Raw genomic sequence first — 26,896 nt, 5'->3', positions numbered from 1 at the left:
TGTTGCTTTTGATGCAGTTGGGCGACCAATTTTAATTATTTTAAACGCCAGGGATTGTTAAGTTGATTTGGTAAAAATATTTTAGCAGTGCGATCGACTATTCTAGTAAAGAGCGATCGCGTCACGTTCTTCGCGTACTGAGGGCGGTAAGGATAAGTGCAGTGCATTACTTTAATCGGTTTGTCGATCGTATAAACATCTTTCCACTTATCCAAGTAGTTGTACACCGGGGACAAAGTTGTCATTTTCGGTTTCACCGATTCAACAGCCGCCGCAAAAGCTCCTTGGTCTTTCAATAATAGCACATTTTGATGCGCTACTACCATGTCGAAATATTTCTTAAAGTTTATAAACAATTCCTGAGTTTTACTGCTTTTTGTAAAAGCGATAAATCCGCCATTGTACTGAATGCTATTTTCATTTAGCGGCAACCCGACAGACAGCAAAGTTGACAGAATATCCTGCTTGACTCTTAATAAATTTGCAGCTTTAGCAATCGCAGGCTGCACATCTTCCGTCACCAACAAATCCACCCCATCAAGAAAATCAAACACCTCATCAATTGGCGATAGCAAACAAATATCGCAGTCCAGATAAATAGTTTTCTCAAAAGGAGATTGTTGATACAAAGCCAGCTTAGCTTGTCGCGATGCTAAAACCGGATTTTCGTGTTTCGGTGCGGCCTGCAATCTCACATTTCCAAACACCTGAAGTAAAGGATATAAAATTAGAGGGACTCTATCTATTAAAATAATAATTGGTTCGCGGTGAAACTTCCTGACTGAAGCTAGAAAATGTATGCAGTCTTGAAATGAGTACAATCCAATTAAAATGGTGATAAATCCTCTATCCATATCTTTTCTCTAACGATAGTAAAAATCGAAATTTAATAAGGCAATTAACTGTGTTTTTAATAACCGATAGAGATATTGCCAACGCTCAAACTGCAATTTATCCCCAACTTTATCCCAAAAGGTTCTTACTTGATTTTTTTGCCAGTCCCAATGAGCAAAAGAATGCTCCATAACTTGAGCGAGTTCCTGCCACCCGTCATTACGAATATTCCAGCCAACTTTGGCAGTTGCTAACCCAATTGGATTACCGTCTTTTGTTTTGACTTTTTGCACTTCAAAAAATCTTCCAATCTTTCCCCATTCTTGAATAAACTGAATTTCTCTCCCATTGTCTCTCGCAATTACAAACAAATTTTCTTGAACAAAACTTACCTTTTTCAATGGTAGTTCTAGCTTTTTTGCTAATTTATGAATTGCCTCTTTTCTCCCCGGAAATGATTGATTTGGTGGATGTTCTAGAATGGGCATAAACCCTTTACAAGTAATTCCTGACATCCATTCTCTCTCCGGCACTTTTCCTATGATTCTTGTATCTGCATCCACAAAGATTGTCACTCGACATAATTCTAAGGCTTTTTTTAGTGCAAATCGTTTATCATTATAACAAAAATCTACACCTTCGCGACTTTTTTTAAAGGCGAAAACATTCGTCAAATTCTGAAAGTCATTTGGGTTGTCAGTACAAACAACTAGCATCGTCCCTAGAGAATGAGTTTCTAAGTCTGCTGCTAGTTGTTTGGCTAATTCGCGATACTTTTTCCGAAAAGCTAAGGTGCAAAAACAAAAATCTTTGTGACTGTTTAACATTATTTTTAACTCAATTTTTGCACTTGTTTTATTTGAGTTTATGCTAACTGTGGCGTTTTTGGTGCCACTGCCAAGCATGGGAGATAATGTTCTTAATGTCGGGATATTCTGGAGACCAACCCAAGGTTTTGATGGCTTTCTCGCTGCTGCCAACCAAAGCAGGCGGGTCTCCCGGACGCCGATCGCACTCAACAGCCTTAATCTCTTTTCCCGTCACTTGGCGAGCCGTTTCTATCACCTCTTTCACCGAAAACCCGCCGCCATTGCCTAAATTAAAGAAATCAGATTTGCCACCATTTAGCAAATATTCTAATCCTAAAATGTGAGCAGATGCCAAATCGTTAACATGAATGTAATCGCGGATGCAAGTACCATCAGGAGTATCGTAATCCGTGCCGAAAATTGCGATCGAATCTCGTTTACCCAAAGCCGCGAACAACACCAGCGGGATCAGGTGAGTTTCTGGATTGTGATCCTCTCCTAACAACCCGTTAGGGTCAGCCCCAGCCGCGTTAAAATAGCGGAAACAAACAGACTTGAAATTGTACGCCGCGTCAAAATCAGACAAAATCCTTTCTACCATTAACTTAGTAGCACCGTAGGGATTGATCGGATTTTGCGGGTGGTCTTCGGTGAGCGGGATTTGCTCAGGTACGCCGTAAGTCGCGCAAGTAGAAGAAAACACAAATTTCTTGATGCCAGCAGCGATCATTGCTTCCAAAAGTGTAATCGTGCCGATGACATTGTTGCGGTAATATTTAGCTGGATCGGTAACAGATTCGCCGACGTAAGCGTAAGCTGAAAAGTGCATCACCGCAGCAATGTCATGGGTAGCGAATAGGTTGTCGAGCAGGGCGCGATCGTTGGTATCGCCAACTACTAATCCTACTTGCAAAACCTGCTCTACTAAGTCTTCGTGTCCGTAGACTAAATTATCCAAAATTATCACACCGTAACCTGCATTTTTCAGTGCTAATACTGCGTGAGAGCCAATATATCCTGCTCCGCCTGTCACCAAAATTGTTGGTTTTTCTGTACTCATTTTATTTTGCTTTGTTTGGTAATTGCAACGGTAGATTATATTGTAAATTTACCAGAAAGAATTGGTTTAAAGCCTCTCCCTTTGAGGGGGAAATTAAAATCAGACTATTCATTGCTTTAATCCTCTTCCTTCCAAGTAGAGGTAGCTGTCAACTGTCAACTGTCAATTGTCAATTGTCAACTATCAATTGTCAATTGTCAATTGTCAAGTTCAATCGATAAACTTGAGGCGACCAATTTGGATATAATCAAATATCCGATTAATCTGATGTCGATCCTCTTCTGAAATTTTATCATCTGACAGGATAGCCGAAGTCAAAACTAAGTGTTCCCGGCGAGTGATCTTGCCAGACGCTACAATCCGATCGACTTTTTGAGAAATTGTTAAGTTCGATTTGTTCTGAGATGTTCGCATTTATTCGATCGCTTTTATGCTAAAATAATTAAAGTTGATTGCACTTATTGACCGAAAAATGCTGCGTACCAGACCGCAAATCAATTTGCTCAACAGCAGAAATAAGCTATCATAGTTTTACTTCCAAAGATAGATGCGCGGACTTAATAAATCTGCAATCAGCCTTCTGATAGCGTTCAGACTAATCCAATTATATAATATTTTTCCGAGAGAGGCAGTTTTATATGCAGGTTTATCGGCTTCCGGTACTGTCAGACAATTACATTTTCTTGCTGCACGACCCCGATCGCCACACAGCAGCCGTCGTCGATCCAGCGCGATCGCAGCCCGTATTAGAGCAACTGCAAGCACTCGGAGCCGAATTAACCGCAATTTTCAATACCCACCACCACAGCGACCACATAGGGGGCAATCAGGAACTGATCGATCGCTTTCCCCAAATTACAGTTTACGGTGGCGCAGAAGACCGAGGCAGAATACCCGGACAGCAAGTGTTTTTACAAGCGGGCGATCGAGTTTCTTTCGCCAACAGAACCGCCGAAGTCTTCTTCCTACCCGGCCACACAAAAGCTCACATCGCCTACTATTTCCCCCCCAGCAACCCCAGCGAAACCGGCGAATTGTTCTGCGGCGACACCTTATTTGCTGGAGGCTGCGGCAGGCTGAAAGAAGGCACTCCCGCCCAAATGTTAGCCTCTCTGGGACAACTGCGAAACTTGCCGGACAATACGAGAGTTTGGTGCGCCCACGAATATACACTGAAAAACTTGCAATTTGCCCTGAGTGTAGATGGCGACAATCTTGAGTTACAGCAGCGTTTGGGCGAAGTCAAAGAGGCTCGGAGTCGATCGCAACCTACAATACCATCATCGATCGGCATCGAGAAAAAGACCAACCCATTTTTGCGCTGGGATTCTCCCAACCTCCAATCAGCCGCCAACACCCGCGATCCAGTGCAAACCTTCGCTCGATTGCGCGGCATGAAAGACCAATTTTGACCTTAACGTTTTTGTTTCTTCAGGTAACTCTTAAACTTGAGTATCGGTTCGCTCAACCACCTGTCAAGTCTTTTGTATTTTAGGTGAAAGCTCGACAGCCCCTTAAACTTATTTGGAATTTTTTCCAGTTCATCCTTAAACGGTGTCTGAGACAACATATCAAGCCATAATTGATTGGGGGCGGAGCTTTCCCACGGTTTCGGTCTTGACATAAAGTGCATCACTTTACTTGACATATCATCAGTCTTATGGTTGTTCCATATTTGGTCTAATTGCTTCCACCTTCCCACTAAAACTGAATTTAATGCACCTTGATCGCGATCGCCCCAAATGTGGGTTATACCATTTTGGATCAACTTTTCCGACAGTTGCTCTTCCTCCCAAAGCTTCATGTTGTAAACTAAAACACCACTATTGAAATAAGGGTTTCGATCTTGATAAGTGTTCGGATTTCCCCAGACGTTGGCTGCGGCTGCTATCGGCAGAGTTTGAAAATCTAGGTTCCACAGCGGCTTTAAGCTGCCCAGAACGATCGTATCGCTGTCGAGCCAAATCAGCCTTTCTGTTTCTTTGGTATATTTTTGCGGCTCCAATTTAACGTAAGGAAGTTTAGAACCTGATAGCGAAAGAAGTTGGTCGTAATTAGATTGCAATTCTTGCCATCCAATCTCGTATTTGCAGCAATTCTGTAACTGTTCCTTTTGCGGTGAAGATATCCTGGTAGATACAACGCTAATTTTGACCTGCTCCTCCCCAGATTGGCTAACATTCAGATCTACAGACTTGAGAAGTGCTGCTAAGCCCAGAATATAAGTGCGATCTGCGGCTGTGAATATGTGCATAGGATTAAGTTTGTGAGATGAATGGCAAACGTGACACAAACGTTGGGAATCAAGGAAGTAGGCGACCCTGTATTGAAGTAAATGCGATCGCCAATTTAACGTTGAGACGAATAAAATCTTGCCTAAATTTCCGGTTAGATTTACACAAAGAAACGGGGATTCTAAGTAGGTAGGCGCGAATAAAGTTTATAATTTAACAGAATGTAAGGCGGGCTTCAGTTGACAGTTGACAGTTGACAGATGAGTGCGACCTCTACCTAGAAGGAAGAGGATTGGAGTAATGAATAGTTTTCTTTTAATTTCTCGCCTTTAAGGGAGAGGCTTTAAACCAATTCTTTCTGGTAACAAGAGCGATTGCTTCGTTTCACTCGCTGCGAGAGAGGGCTTATGTATTTTCAAGCTTCATCTACTTATTTACCTGTGTGCAAGTGCCATCTGTTCGCGCCCGAAAACGAGCAACAGCCATTGGTAATATGCAGCAACGCGAAAAATAATGAGACGGACTAACCAAAGCACAGGGGCTTAAATCCCCACCTTTAGGTGGATTGTTTTTAGGCAGGGGCTTAAATCCCCTGCCTAAAAACTTCGCACTCCGAAGTCAACTGTCAACTGTCAACTGTTAACTGGCATTTGAAACAGCCAGAAAATTCCCCGTCGCCTGTGCTGAATCCCGCAACTGGTTCAGACGTGGGACTCTACGATAAAATAAATTGTCTAGATATCGATATTACCCCAGAACGATCGACATCCATCTTAGGTTTGAAGTGTCACCAGGCTCAAATCAAAAGTTCCTCTGGTTATTTCCCTATTATTGATGAGCGCGATTGGCTTTGCCAAAAGTAAAACGAGCGTTGTTAGAAACCGATGCAAAACCCACGCAATACTGAACCCCAAGCAAAAATCGACCCCTCTGTTTCCACGGATTCTAACAAACCGATCTACCCAGGCGCGCCTTTGCCAACTGATGTAGGGATGGTTCTGCAATTGGCAGATGGTAGCATTCAGGGGTGCAATTCTCACGCCCAGGATCTGTTGGGGATGACAGCACAACAGATGCTCTTATGCACTTCTATCACCAGTCGGTGGCAGACTGTGCCTCAAGATGGCTCGGATTTTCCCGGCGAGACACATCCGGCGATGGTGGCGCTCTCAACCGGGCAACCATCTTTAAATGTCATCATGGGCTTTGATCGGCCACAGGGAGAATTGATTTGGTTGAATGTCAATTCTCAACCTTTATTTCAGGGAGATCGATCGACTCCCTACGCAGTAGTTACAACCTTCACCGAAATTGCTCAACCTCAGCCGGAAGAAGTATTTGACACCCTTGCACCACAACAGTCAGACACCCTCGAAAGTATTTCCGACGGCTTCTTTGCTTTGGATCGAGACTGGCGATTTACCTACCTCAATTCTCAAGCGGCGCAGTGGCTGAATCGACTCCCGCAAGAGGTGATTGGTAAAAGCGTTTGGGAAGAGTTTCCCGAATCTGCGGGTAGTTTGTTCGATCTCGAATACCGCCGCTGCGCCAGAGAGCAAGTTACGGTTAGTTTTGAATCTTTTTACGGGCCGCTCAATGCTTGGTATGCAGTACGAGCTTATCCCATCGCCTCGGGAATTGCCGTTTATTTTCAAGATGTCACCCAGCAGAAAGCGGATCGGGCTGCTTTTATTCAACAAGCCCAAACTGCGCGGCAACAACTTGCAGAAATTGAGGCGATTTATGCTAGCGCGCCGATCGGCCTTTGCTTTGTCGATACACAATTGCGGTTTGTCCGGATCAACGATCGCCTAGCAGAAATTAACGGAATTCCAACCGCCGCCCACATCGGTAAAACATTGCGCGAAATCTTGCCAGAAATGGCAGATGATTTAGAGCCGCTTTACAGACAAGTTATTGAAACTAAAATTCCGATCGCGCAGATCGAAGTTCGCGGGAAAAATGCAGCACAGCCGGGAGCAGATCGGGTTTGGCTGTTGAGTCTCTATCCGCTCTCGGCCCAGGACGATCGCTTGCTGGGCGTGAATGGAACGGTGCTAGAAATTACCGATCGCCAAGCTAGCAAAAAAGAAATTCAACGGCTCAACCAGGAACTAGAGGGACGAGTTAACGAACTGCAATCAATTCTTGATGCTGTACCTATTGGCATTACGATCGCAGACGACGCGCAGTGTAAAGTAATTCGCGCTAACAGATTTGCTCAGTCGATGCTCGGATTACCGCCGGATGTCAATGTTTCTGCAACCGGAGAGCAAGCCGAAATCCTTCCGTTCAGACAACTGAGCAACGGAGTAGAAATCCCGCCAGAAGAACTCCCAATGCAGCGGGCTGTGGCAACAGCAGCCGAAGTGCGGGATGTGGAAATTCAAATGGTGCGAGCGGACGGGATGGCATTAGATTGGTTGGTGAATGCAGTTCCGTTATTTGATGCACAGGGCGCAGTTCGCGGCTGTGTGGCGGCGTTTGTGGATATTAGCGCTCGCAAACAAGCAGAAGAAGCTTTGCGCCGTTCCGAGGAACGCTATCGCACTTTGTTTGAGTCCCTAGACGAAGGTTTTTGCGTCATCGAAATGCTGTTTGACGACAACGACAAGCCGATCGATTACCGCTTTTTGGAAGTCAATCCGGCTTTTGAGAGACAAACCGGACTCGTAGAAGCGACGGGAAAAACGGCGCGAGAACTCATTCCAGGGCTCGAAGATTATTGGTTTGAGATTTACGGCAAAGTCGCGCTGACAGGGGAACCAGTGCGCTTTGAGCACGGCTCGGAAGTCATGAACCGCTGGTTTGAAATTTCGGCGTTCCGCACGCCTGAGCCGCACAGCAGCAAAGTCGCCATACTTTTCCAAGAAATCACCAATCGCAAACAGGCGGAAAATCTTCTGCGCGAACACTACAGCAAGTTGCGGATGTTTGTCAAACATTCGCCTGTGGGAGTGGCGATGTTTGACTGCCAGATGCGGTATATGCTGGTGAGCGATCGCTGGCTGTCAAGTTACGGGCTCGGCACTCAAAACATTGTGGGCCGATCGCACTACGACATCTTTCCCAATTTGCCCGATCGTTGGAAACAAATCCACCAGCGCTGTCTGGCGGGAGCAGTCGAAATCTGCCCAGAAGAACCGTTTCCCCGCGCTGATGGCTGCGTAGACTGGGTGCGCTTGGAAATTCACCCTTGGCGAACCAACAGCGGTGAGATTGGCGGGATCATGATTTTTTCGGAAGTAATCACCGAGCGCAAAAACGCTGAACTCGCGATCGCGCTCGCCAATCAGCAAGTCAGCAATATTCTAGAAAGTATTGCGGATGCCTTTATCGCGATCGATGCACAATGGTGCTATACCTACGTTAATGCCGCTGCTGAAAAACTGCTCGGTCGATCGAGAAACGACTTATTAGGTCGATCGATCTGGGAGTTATTTCCCGCTGAATCAGCATCGAATTCGACGCTATATCAAGAATTTCATCGAGTCGTTTCCGAGCAAATTTCTGTCAAGCTTGAAGAGTTTTTGCCGTCGCTTCAAATGTATGTAGAAGTCAGCGCCTATCCAGCAGCAGATGGACTTACGGCTTATTGGAGCGATATTAGCGATCGCAAACGCATAGAAGAAGAACTGCGACAAAAGAATGCGATTTTGAACGTGATTAACGAGTCAGCGCCCACACCAATTTTTGTCAAAGATCGAGAAGGACGGATTATTTATGCAAATCCAGCCACGCTGGAAATAATGGGCAAACCTGCTGCTGAAGTAATTGGTGGTCGCGATATCGATTTATACCCAGTAGTAGAACTTGCAGTCACAGTCACGGAAAACGATCGGCGCATTATGGAATCTGGACAAACAGAAGTCCTCGAAGAATCTCACGATGGCATTCGGACATTTCTGGTAATGAAAGCTCCCTACCGCAATCAGGCGGGAGAAGTGATCGGCTTGATTGGCATCTCCAGCGACATCACAAATCGCAAACGAGCAGAAGTCGCCCTGCAAGAACAAACAAAGTTACTGCAAGTAATTATTGACAGCATTGGTGATGGTTTGATTTTGGCCAACCAACAAGGGGAGTTTGTGTTGTTTAACCAAGCCGCCGAGGGGATATTCGGTCAGCTAACAAATGAAAAATCTCCTCGGGAATGGTCGAGAACCTACGGACTATTTTTGGCAGACAAAAAAACCTTTTTCCCCGAAAATGAACTACCTCTAGCCAGAGCAATCAAAGGTGAATATGTCAATGATGTAGAAGTATTTGTCTGCCACCCCCATGCCGAAAGTCGCTGGATCAGTATCAGCGGTTATCCGGTGGTTGATACTAGCAGCGAAATCCAAGGCGGAGTGATTGTCTGTCGAGATATCACAGAACGCAAACAATCAGAAGCAGCGTTGCTTGAGAGCGAAGTACGATTCCGCAATATGGCGAACAACGCTCCATTTATGGTCTGGGTAACAGACTCCACAGGCTACTGCAATTTCCTCAGCGAAAGCTGGTATGAATTCACCGGTCAAACTGAGGAAACAGGTTTGGGATTTGGTTGGATAAATGCTTTGCATCCAGAAGACCGAGAACAGGCAAAGAACGCATTTTTGACCGCCAACGAACGTCAGGAACCTTTCCGCATGGAATATCGCGTCGGGCGTAAGGATGGCGGATATTCTTGGGCGATAGATGCAGCTGCTCCCAGATTTTCCAAAAGCGGACAATTTGAGGGTTATATCGGTTCTGTTATCGATATTACAGAGCGCAAACAAGTGGAAATCGAGCGCGATATGGTTCTGCAATTGGAACAAACTGCCCGCGCGGAAGCCGAGCGAGCTAACCGGATTAAAGACGAGTTTCTGGCGGTGCTTTCTCACGAGTTGCGATCGCCCCTAAATCCGATTTTAGGCTGGTCGCAACTGCTCAGAGGTGGCAAGCTGAGCGCGGCTAAAACAGCCAAAGCATTGGAGACAATCGAGCGCAACGCCCGACTGCAATCTCAATTAATTGAAGACTTGCTAGATGTGTCTCGGATTCTGCAAGGAAAACTCAGATTAACTGTTGCTCCGGTGAATGTGGCAACCATTATTTTGTCTGCTTTGGAAACCGTGCAATTATCAGCGGAAGCTAAAAAAATTCAAATTCAAACAATCTTAAATCCCGATGTCGGGCAAGTTCTCGGCGATACAATTCGCTTGCAACAAATTGTGTGGAATTTGTTATCAAACGCGGTGAAATTCACACCCGAAGGCGGTCGAGTTGAAGTTAGATTAGGGCAAATTGAACACCAAGCTCAAATTCAAGTCATAGACACTGGCAAAGGCATTCTTCCCGATTTCTTGCCTTATGTTTTTGACCATTTCCGACAAGAAGATGGCGCCACCACTCGCAAATTTGGCGGCTTGGGACTGGGATTGGCGATCGTCCGCCAACTGATCGAACTTCACGGCGGCACGGTGTTTGCAGAAAGCCCCGGAGAAGGACTAGGAGCGACGTTTACGGTGAGATTGCCGCTATTAAATGATGATTCTAGAAGGCAGCGGTCGGAAGCCGTCAATTCGTCTCTGAGTCCCGATATGTCATCTTTGCCGCTAGCTGGATTGAGAATTTTGGTAGTAGATGATGAACTCGACTCGCGAGATTTTGTCGCTTTTGTGCTTGAGGAAGCGGGTGCAGAGGTGATTTCGCTGTCTTCTGCTGCTGAGGCGCTAGAGTCGATCGCCCAAACTGCACCGGATTTGCTCGTCAGCGATATCGGAATGCCCCAGATGGACGGATATATGTTGATAAATCGTATCCGCACTCAGCTTGCGCCTGAGTATCGGCAGTTGTTGGCGATCGCCCTAACGGCCTATGCTGGAGAAGGGAACGAGCGCCAAATTTTGCAAGCCGGATTTGACCAACATTTATCTAAGCCGATCGATCCGACCCTGTTAGTTGCTACTGTAGCGCGAGCGATCGGCGATCGCAGTCAGTTGACAGTTGACAGTTGAGAGTTGACAGTGGGCAGTTGAGAGTTGACAGTGGGCAGTTGACGGTTGACGGTTGTCAGTGGGCAGTTGTCAGTTGAAGGATGAGATATCATTTTTGGTGGGTTCATCCGTCTACAGCGAAGGTGGTGCAGCAATCGGAGAGGACTCTTCGTCCTTACTACGAACCTGATTAAGAAGGACTCTTCGTCCTGTCAACCGTCAACCCTTCGACTTCGCTCAGGGCAAGCTGTCAACTCTCAACTGCCCACTGCCCACTGCCCACTGCCCACTGTCAACTCTCAACTGTCAACTCTCCCTTGCGATCGCCCCTCAAACTTCGCTATTATAAAAAGTTGCAGTCAAAACCCCACAAGCAACGATCATGGCCAAGCGCGTCCAATTAGTTTTAAACAAAGATGTCAGCAAACTCGGCAAAGCTGGCGACGTAGTAGAAGTAGCCCCAGGCTACGCCCGCAACTACCTAGTACCCCAAGGAATGGGATTTAAAGCGACTCCCGGCATTCTCAAGCAAGCAGCGCGCCGCCGCGAAGAAGAAAGACTGCGCCAGTTAGAACTCAAGCAGCAAGCTGAAGTCCGCAAAACCGCCCTGGAAGCAGCCGGGCCTTTCATCATCTCCAAGCAAGTTGGCGAAGCAGACGCGATTTTTGGTACTGTCACCAACCAAGAAGTAGCAGAACTGATTTTCAACTCTACCAGTCAAGAAGTCGATCGGCGCGGCATCACTCTGCCCGAAATTCGCCAAACTGGTACATACAAAGCTGAAATCAAACTACACGCCGAAGTTACCGCCGAAGTTGATATTCAAGTTGTCCCCATGTAATTGGGCATTGGGCATTGGGCATTGGGCATTGGGCATTGGGCATTGTCATTTGTTTTTCTAATAACTAATAACCCATAACCCATAACCCATAACCCATAACCCATAACCCATTTTCAATAACTAATGAGCGATTTTCAATAACTAATGAGCGATTTGATGCCGACAAATATAGAGGCAGAAGAAGCAATTTTGGGGGGCATTTTAATTGACCCCGAAGCGATTTCCCGAATTGCCGAACTGCTGCGACCGGAGTTTTTTGCCATCACCGCTCATCAAGTCATTTATCGATCGGCATTAGGGCTATTTTTACAGGGTCAACCTACCGATTTAATGACGGTAACAACTGCGCTAACCGACCGCAACCAGTTAGAACAAGTCGGAGGACTAACTAAATTAGCACAATTAGTCGATCGTACAGTTTCCGCAGTCAACATCGACCAATATGCAGTTTTAGTTGAAGACAAATATCAGCGCCGCAAATTAATCGAAGCTGGCAACAACATAGTACAATTAGGTTACGAGACGGCAACACCACTAGAAACAGTCTTAGACCGCGCCGAACAACAAATTTTTAGCATTACTCAAGAACGTCCGCAACAAGATTTAGTATCGATCGGCGAAACACTAAACCAAACATTTCAAGACCTCGAAAATCGCAATGAAGGGCTGACGCTTCCCGGTATTCCGTGCGGTTTTTATGATTTAGATGCCATGACAGGCGGCTTTCAGCGATCGGATTTAATCATCGTTGCCGCCAGGCCGGCGATGGGGAAGTGCTGTATAGATGAGTCCGTTATACTACTAAGCGATGGAAGCCTTGTTACCATTGAAGAAATCTATCAGAAACGTCAAGCAGAATTACTAACTTTAGGAAAAGATTTTAAGTTTCATCTAACTAGACCATCAGATTTTATAGATGATGGAATTAAGCCTGTATTTCGGGTAACAACAAGACTGGGACGCTTTATAGAAACTACAATAACACACCCATTTTTAACAATTAAGGGATGGCGGCAGTTAGGGGAAATACAAGCAGGCGATAAAATTGCTGTACCCCGACAGATAAATATTTTTGGTAAAGAAACCATCCGCGACTGTGAAGTTAAGTTATTGGCTTATCTAATTGGCGATGGATGTTTGACACAGGGTGCGCCACGCTTCACCAATGGAAATACTGCTATACTAGAAGACTTTGCTAAGGCTGCTGCTAGCTTCGGAGGTCTTAGGCTGCGATACAACGATAAAGGGAGGCGCGCACCCGAATATCGTGTTATCGGCGATCGAGAAGATTACATAAAGAAAATAGACCTCTTTGGTTGGAATCTACACAGAGTCCTCGAAGAACAAGATTTGTATATCCAAGAATTTGCTCAAAAATTGGGAGTTTCACCGATTTTAGTCTCGTCTTGGGTACAAGGAATTGCATTCCCCAATCAAGAATTATTTACTCGCACCTGTGAAATTTTAGAAGTAGATCCAAAACAGCTAGCCGGGCCCGGAATGGATGCTGTTCATACCACACACAAAAACCCACTGAGATTCTGGTTAGAAGAATTAGGTCTGATGGGAAAAAATGCTCACCAGAAAACAGTACCAGATATAGTTTTTAAATTGGAACGATCGCAAATTGCCCTTTTCCTCAACCGTCTCTTTTCAACTGACGGCTGGGCAACCCTACTTACCAGCGGTCAATCTCAACTAGGCTACTGTTCTGTCAGCGAAGAACTAGCCAGACAAGTACAGCATTTACTACTGAGATTTGGCATCATTGCCGCCCTCAAAAAGCGTTTAGTTAAATACAAAAATACTCGTAATCCAGCTTGGTTTATCGATATTACTGACGTAAAATCTATCAAAATATTTATATCAGAGATTGGCATTTTTGGCAAAGAAGAAGCATTATTTAAAGTAAAAGAAGCACTAGAAAACAAAATATCTCACAATAACCGCGATTTAATTCCTGTCGAGGCTTGGGAATACCTAGCATTAGCCAAAGGAAACGAATCTTGGGCATCGTTAGCAAAACGCGCAGGCATCAAAGGTTATTCAAATATTCACGTTGGTAAACGTGCCCTGTCCAGGGAAAGACTTTTGGTTTTAGCAACTGCTTTAGATAATTCGTGGCTGAAACAACTGGCAGATAGCGAGGTTTACTGGGATGAAATAGTTTCGATCGAACCGATGGGAAATAAGCAAGTCTACGACTTAACTATCCCGGAAACGCACAATTTTGTTGCTAATGACATCTGCGTTCACAATACTGCTTTCTGTACCAACATCGCCCACCACATCGCCGCTGGACAGCAAAAATTTCCGGTTGCCGTTTTCAGCTTAGAAATGTCGAAAGAACAGCTAGTGCAGCGTATTCTTTCCAGTGAAGCCAAAATAGAAAGTAACCGCTTGCGATCGGGAAGAATCAGTCAAAACGAATGGGAACCAATCAGTACAGCCATAGGTAACTTATCAGAATTGCCGCTGTTTATTGACGATACTCCTAATATTACCGTGATGGAGATTCGCTCCAAAGCCCGCCGCCTCCAAGCAGAACAGGGCGGATCTCTCGGATTAATCTTGCTAGATTATCTGCAATTAATGGAAGGTAGCAGCGACAACCGCGTGCAAGAATTATCTCGAATTACTAGAGGCCTCAAAGGTTTAGCCCGCGAGCTCAACGTGCCGATTATTGCTTTGTCTCAGTTGAGTCGAAGTGTGGAAGCGAGGACAAATAAGCGGCCGATGATGTCGGATTTGCGTGAATGTGTTACTGGTGATACGCTCGTGCTGTTAGCGGATGGTCGCCGAGTTCCAATTCGTGATCTAGTAGGCAAAGAGCCAATGGTGTTGGCGATGAATCACCTCGAAAAGATTGCGGTGGCGAAAAGTGACAAGGTTTGGCGAGTAGGAGTCAAGCCTGTCTTTATCCTTAAGTTAGCCAGTGGCAGAAGCCTTAAGGCTACGGCTCAACATCGAATCTACACAGAGCAAGGTTGGCAAGAGTTAAAGTCGATTCAGGTGGGAAGTCGGGTGGCGATCGCCAGATTGATTCCTGAGCCTCAGAAGCCAATTAACTGGAAGGAACATGAAATTTCTTTGCTAGCTCACTTGATGGGAGATGGTAGCTATCTGAAGGGTCAGCCGCTCAGGTATACCACTGCATCCGAGGAAAATAGTGAAATCGTAAAGACCGCTGCTGAGTATTTTGGTGTCCAAGTCAATCGACACGAAAGTAGAGGTAACTGGCATCAGTTAGTTTTCAGTAGCAATGGAAACCGTTGGGAACCCAGGGGAATCAATGGTTCTTCTCACTTCAGTTTTGCTCCTTCACGAGAAACGGTTTTAGACTATGCCAAACTTTTGGATAGTGATTCCTTGCTTCAAAAAGCATCTTCTGACTTGTTCTGGGATGAAGTGATTAATATCTCAGCAGCGGGAGAAGAGGAAGTTTTTGACTTGACTGTTCCTGGTGTCGAATCTTGGTTAGCTGATGGCATTGTCAGTCATAACTCTGGATCGATCGAGCAAGACGCCGATTTAGTAATTATGCTTTACCGGGATGAATATTATAACCCTGATTCGCCCGATCGCGGAATTGCCGAAGTCATCATCACCAAACACCGAAACGGCCCCACAGGCATCATCAAACTATTATTCGATGCCCAATATACCTCATTCCGCAATCTAGCATCTCCAAAGCGCTCTTAAGAAGGAAGAAGGAAGAAGGAAGAAGGAAGAAGGAAGAAGGAACACACAGCAAGCTTTTTCGCGATCCGTATTTTACGTTTAATTAGGTCGATTTACCCAGGACTTATGCAGAAACCCGGTTTCTTAAAAGAAACCGGGTTTTTAAACGAAAAATTTTACACTTAGTTAGGCTGAGCTACCTAGCCAGCGATTTTCAATAATTCCACATCAAAAATCAGCGTAGCATTAGGAGGAATCACCCCGCCCGCACCGCGAGCACCATAACCGAGTTCAGGGGGAATAATCAACTTGCGGCGGTCTCCAACTTTCATCGTACCGACACCTTCATCCCAACCCTTAATTACTTGACCTACGCCAATTTTGAACTGAAAAGGAGAATTGCGATCGCGCGAACTATCAAATTTCGTGCCATCCTCCAAAGTGCCAGTGTAGTGCACCACAACCGTCTGACCGGTTTTTGGAGTCGCCCCATCACCCTCTTTCAATTCAACATATTTCAGACCCGAATCTGTGGTGACAGTTTTCTCAGTATTATCAGTCATGTTATTGCCAGCGATAGTAGCTGGTTCTTTTGGTAAATTAGCATCAGCTACTAGCAAGCTATCTTCAGTGAAAGACTTCGCTGAGAGGATCTCAAGCGCAGCATCGGTTACAGGATTATTCAATTCGGAAGCCACTGCTGTGGATACATAACCGCTCATTTGAGCGACTATCAAAAACACAAAGCAAACCACCACTACCCCCAAGCTGACCAGAATTCCTCGCAAAATTAATCCTCCTGATACTTTTAACGGCGATCTCTCAGATATCTAAGACATCTTGTACAACCAGAACTACAAAATTTTATCTGAACTTTTCCGCCAAAAGATGGCGGCTGCCAGTTAATTTTAAAGGCAAAAGAAAGTATGAAGTCAGAATGTTTGTAATTCTACCTTCTGCTTTCTACATAAGTGCCTGATTGAGCCTTCTGCGTTCGGGTGACAATTTTATCACACGATAGCAGCAAGCGTGCGATCGGGCGGAGCGCGAAGCCATCAAAGAGGATCGCACTCAGCGCCAGTTACGGTTTTCCAAATCCCGCATCTGACGTTCGAGACGATCAAGCCTTCCGCGCAACTCATCCATTTCGGACTGTCGGGGAACGCCCATATCTTGCAGCATATTCCGGAGTTGCCGCTGCAACTGCGTATCCCAATTTCCCTGTTCAGACTTGAGATGTTCAGTCACCTCATCGACAAAGCTTTTGGCTTGTTCGGGATTGATTTTGCCATCTTTGACCCATTGCTCGCTGGCTTCCTGCAATTTCTCCGCCACCAGGGAGGTAGTACCAATGCCCAGCATTACCAGTTGTTTGAGTAAGTTGCTATTGTTATCCATAGATTTTTCCTACTGTTTGCCCCAAAATACCCGATCGGCTCAGGTCGCCTGCGGTCGCTGCGAAACCCTTTGTACAATTTAAGTTACATCAGCGCTGACCTACCTTTCTATTTTGGAGCATCCAGCGACCTGCTGGCGAGTCTAACTCGCCAATGGGCGTTCGGAAAACCCGCTAAGAAGCCTGCCGACAAAATTACCCAATCACCGTGCTGTCTAATGCCTGAGTGTCCCCGCTGTCACCAACCTGTAGACTCCCGAGCGATCGCCTGTGGGCACTGCAAAACCCCTCTCAAAGCTTTCGGTCATCCGGGTATCCCGCTTTATCGATCAAAACCCGAAGAATTTCTGTGCAATACCTGTATTTACCACGAAGACGACACTTGCAACTACCCGCAGCGTCCCTTTGCCAAAAAATGCACCCTTTATCATAATCAAGCTGAGCCACTTGTGCCACAGACGATTCCTTACAGCAGTGGCGACGGGCTGCAATCAATCAAAAATTGGTGTCAGCGCCATCTGGTTTGGTTAGCATTATTAGGTTTAATTATTATTAGCATTGCTCTGTCGATTTAATCGGATTGTACAAAGCGTAGAATAGACATATCTCTGTTAATCTGGGTTGCTCTATTATTCTCTAAATTATTCATGAGCTACGTATTCGGCATCGACGGCGGCGGCACTAAAACTATCTGCCTTTTAATGGATGACAACCACCTTGTTTTAGGACGGGGTGAAGCAGGGCCATCAAATTATCAAACCCTGGGAATTGAGACAGCCAAACAATCCATCCAATTGGCGATCGAACGAGCAGTTCTGTCCGCTCAGGTCGAGGCTGTAGGCAATCTCAACATAGAAGCAATTGGTCTGGGACTAGCAGGCGTCGGGCGTCCAAAAGATCGTGAAATAGTGCAATTTGTAGTGCAGAACTTGCAGTTGACGAATACTTTACCAGTAACCCGCTCATTCCTGCCCAGGAATATAGTAATTTGCAGCGACTGCGCGATCGCACTTGCTGGCGGTACAGGCCATCCAGTGGGTATCGCCGTTATTTCAGGAACCGGTTCGATTGTTTTTGGGCAAAACAGTCAAGGGAAAACTAAACGAGTCGGCGGTTGGGGATATATTTTAGGCGATGAAGGCAGCGGATATAACATCGCCCTTCAGGGTTTGCAAGCTGCTTTGAAGTTCTATGACGGACGCGAAGATTTTACCGTGCTTGCGGAAAAATTTCAAAAGCATTTAGGCCTCAATAACCTAGAAGAATTGGTAGAAGTCGTTTACGGGCGCGGTTGGGGAGTCAAAGAAATTGCAGCTTTAGCGCCGATTGTCGATCGAGCTGCAGCAGAGGGCGATCGCGTCGCTGACTGCATTATCAATAATGCTGTGGCAGAATTAACCTATTCAACAAAAATAGCCATTGCAGCGCTATTTAACCAAACAGAAGAATTTGAAATTGTGATCGTAGGAGGTGTGTGGGGCGGGGAGGGAAATTGCCGAGGTCGGTTTGAAGCAGCAATAAGTGCGATCGCCCCAAAAGCTAAGGTTATTTCGCCCCGATACGAACCAGCTTTCGGTGCTGGATTGCTAGCTTTAAACGCTCTCAACAATTAATTGTTGACTGTTGACTCTTGACTGTTGACTCTTGACTGCTGACTGTTGACTATCTTCCTTATCTTCCCGATCGCCCCTGTCTTGCGGATTTTCTCGATTTTTCCAAATTTTCAACTTCTGGATTATCTACCTTATCTTCCCAACTTGTAGAATTCCAGCCTGCCATAATTAAAACATCAGATGAATGCGAAACCAGAAACAAATTTAGCAGTAGTGCGTTCCTAAGTAAACAAAAACCGAAGCAAGGAGACAATTTATATGATTACTTCTCAAAAATGGCGTTCAGCAACAGCAGCAATCCTCGCACTGGGCATTACAGTTGGAACCAGCGCGCCGCTGGTGGTAGCTACTCCCGCAGAAGCCCAACAACGAATTTCACAATTTGATAGCATCCGAATTCCCTCGGGCAGTGTCATTCCAGTTAGCTATGAAAAAGACAAAATAGTTGTCACCCGCGAAGAAACTGCACCTTTAACTTTAACAGTGGCGCGAGACATCCGCACACCTCAAGGCAGAGTATTAATCCCTGCAGGCAGCCAGATAGTCGGGGCACTGCAACCTGTCAGAAGAGGCAATCAAAGTGGTACTCAATTTGTTGCCAGAGAGTTAATTATCAGCCGCCGCCAACGCTATCGGATTGATGGCTATTCGGGAATTATTACCCGAACCGAAAGAGTCCAAAAAGGTGCTGGCACAGGTTCAGTAGCGCAAGGTGCAGCCTTGGGTGCAGCAGCAGCAGCAGCACTCGCAGGCATTACCGGCGACAAAGCGATCGCGACTGAAGAAGTATTAGGAGGCGTTGGGATCGGCGCTTTAGCTGGAGTCTTGTTGGGGCGGCGCAGCGTTGACGTGCTCGTGATTCGCCCGGAACAAGATTTGGCAGTGAGATTGCGATCGGACATCGTACTCCGCTAAGATTGGAATCTTCGGATTAATTATTTGCAGTAAAACATTGTCGATCGATAACTTGTGGTCTCCCGATAATTGGCTAGGCATACTATTGAGGTTGTGTCTGGCCATGTTTGTTGGCGGAATGATTGGATGGGAGCGCGAACTCAAAAACAAACCAGCGGGATTGAGGACTCATATGTTAGTCAGTATGGGTGCCGCAATGTTTGTTTTAATACCGCTGGCAATAGGTAAAAATGAAAACGGACGAGATGGTGTAGAGCGCGTAATTCAAGGCATTGCTGCCGGGATAGGATTTTTGGGGGGCGGGGAAATCCTGCGCGAATGTCAGCAGGAAATCGGCAAACCAAAAGTTCACGGGCTCACGTCTGCCGCCGCTATTTGGTTGTCAGCAGCTTTAGGAAGTGCGGCCGGATGCGGGTTGTGGCAACTGGCATTAATTGGCGCTTTCATGTCGCTGTTTGTTCTGAGAGTTATAAAAAATTTAGAGCGTCGGAGTCGGAAATAGTCGATCGCGAAGGTTTTGTATAATTAATATTGAAGTAAATTCATACCGATCGAGTTAAATAATAGCAATAATATTAGAATTAATTAGATAAAAACTAGGGTAAATTAAATTATTATCTAAGTCTGTTTTCATGGCATATAACTTAATATCTATCCCGCCCGAACACTGAATAAAGACGATTAATTTTGTTCCGAAAGGTTCGGCGAATTTATCGATTCCAAAGACTCTTGCCTCACACGACCAGCCATCGCGGCTAACTGCAAGCTCATAAAAGCATTCAAATCTTCCAAATCGCACTTCGCCGAGGCAAAAATATCCTGCATTTGATTTTCCGCTTCCAAACTCAGATATCCAGCGGCAATAGCTTGTTTTACAACTTCACGAATCTGCACGGTAGAAATGTCCCTTACTAAATTTGAACTAATCAAAAGTTAACTAATTACTAACAGGAATTTTAGGAAGCCGTCTCGCCAAAGATTTCAATTTTTTTCAGCTCGCGAGACTCTTGTTTCACTCCTCCGGACATAGCTGCTAGTTGCAAAGCCATAAAAGCATTTAAGTCTTCCAAGTCATACTTGGTGGTAGTTAACATCCGCCGCAGTTGATTTTCGGCTTCAATGGTTAGATAGCCTAGAGCCAGAGCTTGCTGGGCGAGATCGCGAATTAGTACCATAACACTTCGGGATTTTATTGGTTCAAGCCTCAGTATCAACTGTTTTCACAGAATCAGCAGTGACGGCTATTGCTCGATATGTGTGACATTGTTACGGGCCACTCGTGACAGCCGGAGTCGAAGAGTGTGACTAAGTATTTGCAGGGTTGTGACGGCGATCACGCGGGGGATGCCAGAGGATGAGTCGGAGAGTGGGGGGTTGGAGAGTGTCCGGGTGTCTGGGTGGGGGAGTCGGAGAGTGTCCGAGTGGAGGAGTCGGAGAGGGGGAGCATTTTTCTTCTTCCCTGGGACTAATGACTAATGACTACTGCCTTCTACCTTCAGAAGACGCTCAACGTCTATAATCAGCAAGTTAAATATTTACGGCAAGACATATGGAACTAGCTCATAAAGATTTGCTACAACAAATAGCCCGACTATCGGAAACTTATGCTAATTTGGCCGATCGCCTGTCTCAAGCCACAAAGCAACTGCAAAACTCCGGCCTTCCTCCCTCTGACAGCTTGCTGCAAGAAGTAGCCGCCTACAGCCGCAACTTTGCTGCAGTCCAAAAACAAGCTCTCGAACTCAACAAATCCGCGATTGCACCAGGGGAAATTACTTCCCTCAAAGACATTCAAAACTTAGTCGAGACTGCCGCAGCTTCTGAAGGTAAAGCAGAAATTCGCGATGCAGCATTGAAAGTGATCGATCGAGTATTGGCGATCGCCCACCGCGAACAAAGCGACTTCGCCCCCTTACAATCAGTGCATGGCAAAGCCCGCGAACTGCAGCGCGCGATTTCCGAATCAACCCCAACTCAACTGCATTCTGACGCAGAATCCTTAGTCACCGGCAAACACCCAGTTTCAGCAGTGCTCGCCCTGGTGGAACAGCAAGACAAATTAGATGACGAACAGTGGGTCATTCTCGAAGAAACAGTCAGCGCCGCTTTTGGCAAACAAATAGCCGTAGCCATTTCCAGAGGCAAATTAACCATTGCTGAGATGGTAAAAGCAGCACCTGCAAAAGTCGAACCCGCATTTAAAGCAGCGCCAGAACAAAAAATCAGCGCCGAACCTTTGCCAGAAGTGATTGTCATCCCGTCAGGAAATGTGGCACCGAAACAAGTTACAGTTGCGCCACAGATCCAGATTTTGGAATCCCCCGCACCTTCTGTCCCCATGCACGAGGTAATTATTGTTCCCAGCGTGGAAGTACCTAAGTCTCTTCAGGCAAGTGGTTCCGGGAACATTGTTTTTGGAGCACCTCGGAACATTCAACAAGCGGTGGCAGTAGAGGGCGCTTTGGGAATTAAAGTTTTGGCGCACATTCAGGGAATTGGCGATCGAACTTTCGGTGCTCAAGAATACGCAGGTAGTCGCGGTAAAGGGCTGCGCGTCGAAGGTTTTCAAATTAATATCGAGCCGCCAATTCTTGGCTTAAATGTCGAGTACATGGCTCACGTCGAAGGTGTTGGCGATACTCCTTGGCTCAGCGAAGGAGAATTGGCAGGTTTTCGGGGTCAAGCGAAACGAATTGAAGGATTTGCGGTGCGGTTGAGCGGGCCGCAAGCTGATAAGTATGACGTATTTTATAGCGCTCACATTCAAAATATCGGCGACACCGACGTGTCCTCCAACGGCGATTATTGCGGAACTCGCGGCAAAGCTTTGAGAATAGAGGCCATCAAAGTTTGGATCGCGCAGTCTGCGAGTTCCCAAACAGTGGCGCCTGTGGGTTTAAAAGTGTTGGCGCACATTCAAGGAATTGGCGATCGAACTTTTAGCGATCGAGAATATGCTGGTACAAAGGCTCAAGGGCGTCGCGTCGAAGGATTTCAAATTAAAATAGAGCCTCCCGCTGCCGGTTTAAATTTGCAGTACATGGCTCACGTTGAAGGAGTTGGCGACACTGCTTGGATCGATGAAGGGGATCTTGCCGGTTTCCGGGGTAAAGCGAAGCGCATTGAGGGATTTGCCGCGCGGCTGACAGGGCCGCAAGCCGATAAGTACGATGTATCTTACACTGCTCACATTCAAAATTTGGGCGATACTCCTGTTACTTCTAACGGTCAATATTGCGGCACTCGCGGCAAAGGTTTGAGGGTTGAGGGGATGACGGTTTGGGTTGAGCCGAAAGCGTAAAAATTTAGGTTTATTGTCATCCAAGAAATTGGAGAAACCGGGTTTATTCCTAGATTTTTGGTACTAACCGAAATTTGTCGCAGAAACCCGGTTTTTGGCTATTTTCTGGTCGCTCAAAGAATTTAAGAAACCGGGTTTATTCCTAGATTTTTGGTACTAACCGAAATTTGTTGCAGAAACCCGGTTTCTGGCCAGCCCAAGGAATTTAAGAAACCGGGTTTATTCCTAGATTTTTGGTACTAACCGAAATTTGTCGCAGAAACCCGGTTTTTGGCAACCTAACGAATTTGAAGAACCGGGCTTAACAGGTAATTGAAAACTTTACAAAACTTACCATCGGTTACAAAAAACACCGACATCGAATCAATCGATAATAAATCGCAAATAATAAGCCTCGACTTGTGAAATTGATATTTTTACTATTGCTGCATTCTCTGTAATTACACGGTTGCGGAACGCTAAAGGATCTGCATAGAATGTATTTGTAGGTTGAATATGAGTTGACAGGAGGGCAAAATTTTAGTTGACCTCGGTTGGTAGAATAAAAATTTATTTACAGTAAAAAACACAACATTCAGATGCTGGCGATCGCGCTTTTGCCTGAATGGTTAATTAAAAGAAGTCTGAAAAATCCCGTTACACTTGTTCCGAAGTTTGTAGTTCAATACTCCCAGGTAAGTATGTCTTTGCCAGCAGCCGACCGTCCCCAATCTGTAGCAACTGATAGCGAATGTTCCTATCAACTTTCACCGATCCAGCAGGGGATGTTGTTCGAGGGCCTTTCAGGCCAACAGTCAGGGGTAGATATCGAACAGGTACTGTGCAGCCTGGGCGAAGAATTGAATGTTTCAGCTTTTGTCGATGCTTGGCGCCAAAATGTCGATCGATATCCAGTTTTGAGAACGAGTTTTAGTTGGTTGGATCGAGAGGTGCCGGTACAAACTGTACACCAAAAAGTCGAACTGTCAATAGTTGAGGAAGACTGGCGCAGTTTGTCCCAGGACGATCGCACCCGCCAACTCGCAACATTTTTACAAGCCGATCGCCTGCAAGGATTTGACCTAACTCAACCGCCGCTGATGCGTTTGGCTTTGTTCCGAGTTGCGGAAACCGAATACAAACTCATCTGGACTTATCACCATATTTTGCTTGACAGTACCTCGGCAATAACTGTTTTGCAAGCAGTTTTTACCTTGTACGAAGCCCTGACTGGCGATCGAAAATTAGAATTAACACCGCCCAATAGCGATCGAGATCCCAGCCATCGAATGCAGCAAGATATCTCGAAAACAGAAGCATTTTGGAGGCAATACTTAAGCGGTTTGGGCGATCGTACTCCTTTGGTTGGCGATTTTTCCAGGACAGGGAAGATGCCCGCCCAACCAGAAAATTTATCAGTTGTGGAACAAGAAAGAAGCCTGTTGCCGACAATTCCCGAAATCCGGCTTTCTAGCAGTGTTACCGCAGCTTTAAACTCTCTAATTCACGAACAGCAACTAACCCTGAATACCCTGCTGCAAGGAGTCTGGGCTTTACTTTTGAGCCGCTGTTCCGGTTCGCAAGATGTAGTATTTGGATCTATTTGCAACAGTCGATCGCCAAATACAGAAAAAATAGAACCAGCAGTAGGATTGTTCATCAATACTTTGCCGCTGAGAGTAATTGTCACTCCCGAAATGCCAGCCATCGATTGGCTGAAACAACTGCAAAATCAATGGAATGCGCTGCAAGAATACAGTAACGTACCGCTGGCAAAAACTCAAGAATGGAGCGAAATCTCCCGCAGCAGTGCTTTGTTTGAAAGCTTGCTAGTAGTTGAAAAGTGCCAGTTTAATTCGGCCTTGCAATCTTTAGGCGGTGACTGGAAAAATCGAGAATTTCAGCTTTTAGAACAGACGAGTTTTCCCCTAACAGTTTACGGCTACGGGGGAGACGAACTGCTGCTGAAAATTGCGGGCGATCGCCAGCGGTTCGATGAAAACGCCCTTACCCGAATGTTGGGACACCTGCAAACTTTGCTCGAAAGTATAGCCGCGAATCCCCAGCAGAAAATTAGCAAATTGTCAATGCTGACAGCAGCCGAAATTTCGCAGTTGCAGCAGTGGAATCAAACTCAGGCAAATTATCCCCAAGACAAATGCGTTCACCAATTATTTGAAGCCCAAGTGGAGCGATCGCCCGATGCCATTGCCGCCGTTTTTCCACACAATTGCCGACAGCAGCTTACCTACCGCGAGCTCAATTCGCGATCGAATCAACTAGCCCATTACTTGCAGCAATTAGGAGTCGGGCCCGATGTTTTAGTCGCGATTTGCATGGAACGTTCCTTAGAAATTGCGATCGCCGTTTTAGGCATTCTCAAAACAGGCGCAGCTTACGTGCCGATCGATCCAGCTTATCCCAAAGAAAGGCTGACTTTCATGTTAGCCGACACCAAAACTCCCGTTATACTCACACAATCTCACGTAGTGTCCGGCTTGCCGGAACATCAAGCGCGAACCGTTTGTTTGGACGCAAACTGGCAAGAAATAGCCAATTACAGCACCGAAAACCCCGCCAGCACCGTATCTCCCGACAACTTAACCTATACAATATATACATCCGGTTCCACCGGCAAACCCAAAGGAGTTCTCCTCCCGCACCGCGCCCTAGTCAACCTAATTGCGTGGCAACTGCAAAACTCCACCTTGGAAGACGCAGCCAAAACCCTGCAATTTGCCTCCCTCAGCTTCGATGTCTCATTTCAAGAAATGTTTTGTACTTGGTGTGCGGGCGGCACCCTCGTTTTCATCACCGAAGAAATGCGGCGAGATGCGCGGAGTTTGTTGCAGCTAATCGACACAGAAAAGATTCAAAGATTGTTTCTCCCTTTCATCGCCCTGCAACACTTAGCCGAAGCCGCCGATAGCTATCAGCTAGTACCAAAATCGCTGCGCGAAGTAGTCACCGCCGGCGAACAGTTGCAAGTCAACCGTTACATTACCAGTTTCTTTCAGCAGCTAGAAAATTGCACCCTGCACAATCAATATGGCCCCTCGGAGAGCCACGTTGTCACAGCTTATACCCTCAGCGGCCCGCCGGAAAATTGGCCCGCACTGCCTGCGATCGGTCGCCCTATTCCCAACACGGAAATCTATTTGTTACACCAGAATGGTGAGCCCGTACCCATCGGCGTTCCTGGAGAATTGCACATTGGAGGTATCTGTTTGGCGCGCGGCTACCTCAACCGCCCCGACTTGACTGCTGAAAGATTTATTCCCAATCCCTTAAACGATTTTAGATTGCCGATTTTAGATTTTAGATTGGAGGAAGATGCACAGAAAACAGAGATTGCTGAAAGCCAAGAAGTATCTAATTATGCCCAACATCTCCTTTATAAAACAGGAGATTTAGCTCGCTACCTGCCCGACGGTAATATCGAGTACATCGGACGGATTGACGGCCAAGTCAAAATTCGCGGCTTCCGCATCGAGTTGGGAGAAATTGAAACTGCACTCGCAAAACATCCGGCAATTAAACAAGCTGTGGTGCTAGCGCGGGAAGACACACCGGGGGACAAACGATTGGTGGCTTATTTAGCAGTCAATCCACAAGAGCAACTAACAATTGCTGACCTCCGCGTCCAATTGCAAGGACAACTCCCCGATTACATGGTGCCTGCGGTGTTTGTGACTGTGGAGGCGATGCCGAAGACACCCAGCGGCAAAATTGACCGCCGCGCCCTGCCGCCACCTGACTCACAGCGACAAGAACTGTCCCAGGGTTACGCGGCGCCGCAAGGCGAGTTGGAGAAAGTGCTAGCGGGCATTTGGTCTAAGTTGCTGAAGCTCGATCGCGTGGGGATTCATGACAATTTCTTCGAGATTGGAGGTAATTCTCTGATGACTCTGCAAATTGCCGTGCAAGTGCGGGCTCTATTAGAAAAAGACTTGCCAGTTGTCAAATTGTTCCAGCATCCGACGATCGCCCAATTGGCCAATTATTTAAACCAAGGAGAGAGCACGAATCAGTCTAGTAATAAATTTCAAGATAGGGCCGATCGACAAAAAGCTGCTTTTGGTCGATCGAAGCAATTTACTAAAAGACGGTAGTCATTAGTCATTAGTCATTAGTCATTAGTCATTAGTCATTAGTCATTAGTCATTAGTCATTAGTTAGTGGTTAGTGGTTAGTGGTTATTAGTTATTTAAAAGAGGAGGATAGACAGAAGAAAAATAATGTAACGAGCTGTTGAATATTAGGTATT

The 26,896-nt window shown here is 46.0% G+C and carries 20 protein-coding genes; 11 read left to right on the top strand and 9 right to left on the bottom strand.

The genetic code is table 11. The features are described from left to right. Window positions 1–35: 35 nt before the first annotated feature. The 4 genes from QUA58_RS02425 to QUA58_RS02410 all read right to left on the bottom strand — a co-directional run bounded on the left by QUA58_RS02425 (window position 36) and on the right by QUA58_RS02410 (window position 3,117). Entirely contained in the window at window positions 36–854 is an 819-nt protein-coding gene (locus QUA58_RS02425) for a hypothetical protein (protein ID WP_333250223.1), read from the bottom strand. A 9-nt stretch (window positions 855–863) separates the two neighbouring features. Continuing rightward, entirely contained in the window at window positions 864–1,739 is an 876-nt protein-coding gene (locus tag QUA58_RS02420) for a hypothetical protein (RefSeq protein WP_333250221.1), read from the bottom strand. Next, window positions 1,705–2,703, bottom strand: coding sequence for a UDP-glucose 4-epimerase GalE (galE, locus tag QUA58_RS02415; RefSeq protein ID WP_333392893.1), 999 nt, complete (start codon window positions 2,701–2,703; stop codon window positions 1,705–1,707). Before galE ends, QUA58_RS02420 begins: the two co-directional genes overlap by 35 nt. Before the next feature lie 210 nt (window positions 2,704–2,913). Further along, window positions 2,914–3,117, bottom strand: a complete 204-nt coding sequence (locus QUA58_RS02410) for a hypothetical protein (protein ID WP_333250217.1) — start codon at window positions 3,115–3,117, stop codon at window positions 2,914–2,916. 224 nt (window positions 3,118–3,341) lie between these two features. On the opposite strand from QUA58_RS02410, the gene gloB reads away from it, so the two are divergent. Further along, window positions 3,342–4,115, top strand: coding sequence for a hydroxyacylglutathione hydrolase (gene gloB / locus QUA58_RS02405; protein WP_333392891.1), 774 nt, complete (start codon window positions 3,342–3,344; stop codon window positions 4,113–4,115). A gap of 2 nt (window positions 4,116–4,117) precedes the next feature. On the opposite strand, the gene QUA58_RS02400 is transcribed toward gloB, so the two are convergent. Then, the gene (locus QUA58_RS02400; protein WP_333250213.1) at window positions 4,118–4,957 is read right to left on the bottom strand and encodes a glycosyltransferase; all 840 of its coding nucleotides are present in this window, start codon (window positions 4,955–4,957) and stop codon (window positions 4,118–4,120) included. Between the two features lie 630 nt (window positions 4,958–5,587). Between QUA58_RS02400 and QUA58_RS02395 the strand changes: the two genes are divergently transcribed. From QUA58_RS02395 to dnaB, 4 genes are all read left to right on the top strand, one after another. Then, window positions 5,588–5,800 carry a hypothetical protein gene (locus QUA58_RS02395; protein ID WP_333250211.1) on the top strand — a complete coding sequence of 71 codons (213 nt, stop codon included), beginning with the start codon at window positions 5,588–5,590 and terminating at the stop codon, window positions 5,798–5,800. A 21-nt stretch (window positions 5,801–5,821) separates the two neighbouring features. Then, a complete protein-coding gene (locus tag QUA58_RS02390; protein WP_333392890.1) occupies window positions 5,822–10,924 on the top strand; it encodes a PAS domain-containing protein in 5,103 nt (1,700 codons plus the stop codon). A gap of 361 nt (window positions 10,925–11,285) precedes the next feature. Beyond that, on the top strand, window positions 11,286–11,744 hold the full coding sequence (rplI, locus tag QUA58_RS02385; RefSeq protein WP_333250207.1) for a 50S ribosomal protein L9: 459 nt from the start codon (window positions 11,286–11,288) through the stop codon (window positions 11,742–11,744). A gap of 144 nt (window positions 11,745–11,888) precedes the next feature. Continuing rightward, a complete protein-coding gene (gene dnaB, locus QUA58_RS02380; RefSeq protein ID WP_333392888.1) occupies window positions 11,889–15,446 on the top strand; it encodes a replicative DNA helicase in 3,558 nt (1,185 codons plus the stop codon). A 179-nt stretch (window positions 15,447–15,625) separates the two neighbouring features. Here dnaB and QUA58_RS02375 read toward each other — a convergent pair whose 3' ends face one another. Next, complete coding sequence (locus tag QUA58_RS02375; protein WP_333250204.1) at window positions 15,626–16,213, bottom strand: FKBP-type peptidyl-prolyl cis-trans isomerase; 588 nt, start codon at window positions 16,211–16,213, stop codon at window positions 15,626–15,628. 283 nt (window positions 16,214–16,496) lie between these two features. Continuing rightward, on the bottom strand, window positions 16,497–16,823 hold the full coding sequence (locus tag QUA58_RS02370; RefSeq protein WP_333392886.1) for a phasin family protein: 327 nt from the start codon (window positions 16,821–16,823) through the stop codon (window positions 16,497–16,499). Between the two features lie 216 nt (window positions 16,824–17,039). On the opposite strand from QUA58_RS02370, the gene QUA58_RS02365 reads away from it, so the two are divergent. The 4 genes from QUA58_RS02365 (at window position 17,040) to QUA58_RS02350 (ending at window position 19,851) form a co-directional block, all read left to right on the top strand. Then, the gene (locus QUA58_RS02365) at window positions 17,040–17,396 is read left to right on the top strand and encodes a zinc ribbon domain-containing protein (protein WP_333392917.1); all 357 of its coding nucleotides are present in this window, start codon (window positions 17,040–17,042) and stop codon (window positions 17,394–17,396) included. 72 nt (window positions 17,397–17,468) lie between these two features. Further along, window positions 17,469–18,434 (top strand): BadF/BadG/BcrA/BcrD ATPase family protein, encoded by a 966-nt coding sequence (locus QUA58_RS02360; RefSeq protein ID WP_333392884.1) that lies wholly within the window; start codon window positions 17,469–17,471, stop codon window positions 18,432–18,434. Window positions 18,435–18,692: 258 nt separating this feature from the next. Further along, window positions 18,693–19,349, top strand: a complete 657-nt coding sequence (locus tag QUA58_RS02355) for a hypothetical protein (protein WP_333250196.1) — start codon at window positions 18,693–18,695, stop codon at window positions 19,347–19,349. 103 nt (window positions 19,350–19,452) lie between these two features. Next, window positions 19,453–19,851, top strand: a complete 399-nt coding sequence (locus tag QUA58_RS02350; protein ID WP_333392883.1) for an MgtC/SapB family protein — start codon at window positions 19,453–19,455, stop codon at window positions 19,849–19,851. A 179-nt stretch (window positions 19,852–20,030) separates the two neighbouring features. On the opposite strand, the gene QUA58_RS02345 is transcribed toward QUA58_RS02350, so the two are convergent. Next, window positions 20,031–20,243 carry a hypothetical protein gene (locus QUA58_RS02345; RefSeq protein WP_333250192.1) on the bottom strand — a complete coding sequence of 71 codons (213 nt, stop codon included), beginning with the start codon at window positions 20,241–20,243 and terminating at the stop codon, window positions 20,031–20,033. 62 nt (window positions 20,244–20,305) lie between these two features. Next, the gene (locus QUA58_RS02340) at window positions 20,306–20,524 is read right to left on the bottom strand and encodes a hypothetical protein (protein WP_333250191.1); all 219 of its coding nucleotides are present in this window, start codon (window positions 20,522–20,524) and stop codon (window positions 20,306–20,308) included. A 374-nt stretch (window positions 20,525–20,898) separates the two neighbouring features. Between QUA58_RS02340 and QUA58_RS02335 the strand changes: the two genes are divergently transcribed. Next, a complete protein-coding gene (locus QUA58_RS02335) occupies window positions 20,899–22,650 on the top strand; it encodes a hypothetical protein (protein ID WP_333392882.1) in 1,752 nt (583 codons plus the stop codon). A gap of 680 nt (window positions 22,651–23,330) precedes the next feature. Then, window positions 23,331–26,741, top strand: coding sequence for an amino acid adenylation domain-containing protein (locus tag QUA58_RS02330; protein WP_333250187.1), 3,411 nt, complete (start codon window positions 23,331–23,333; stop codon window positions 26,739–26,741). The last annotated feature ends 155 nt before the right edge of the window (window positions 26,742–26,896 follow it).

This window comes from Microcoleus sp. N9_A1, assembly GCF_036701795.1.
Classification (GTDB): Bacteria; Cyanobacteriota; Cyanobacteriia; order Cyanobacteriales; family Microcoleaceae; genus Microcoleus.
This window is presented reverse-complemented; position numbering and strand designations above follow the sequence as displayed.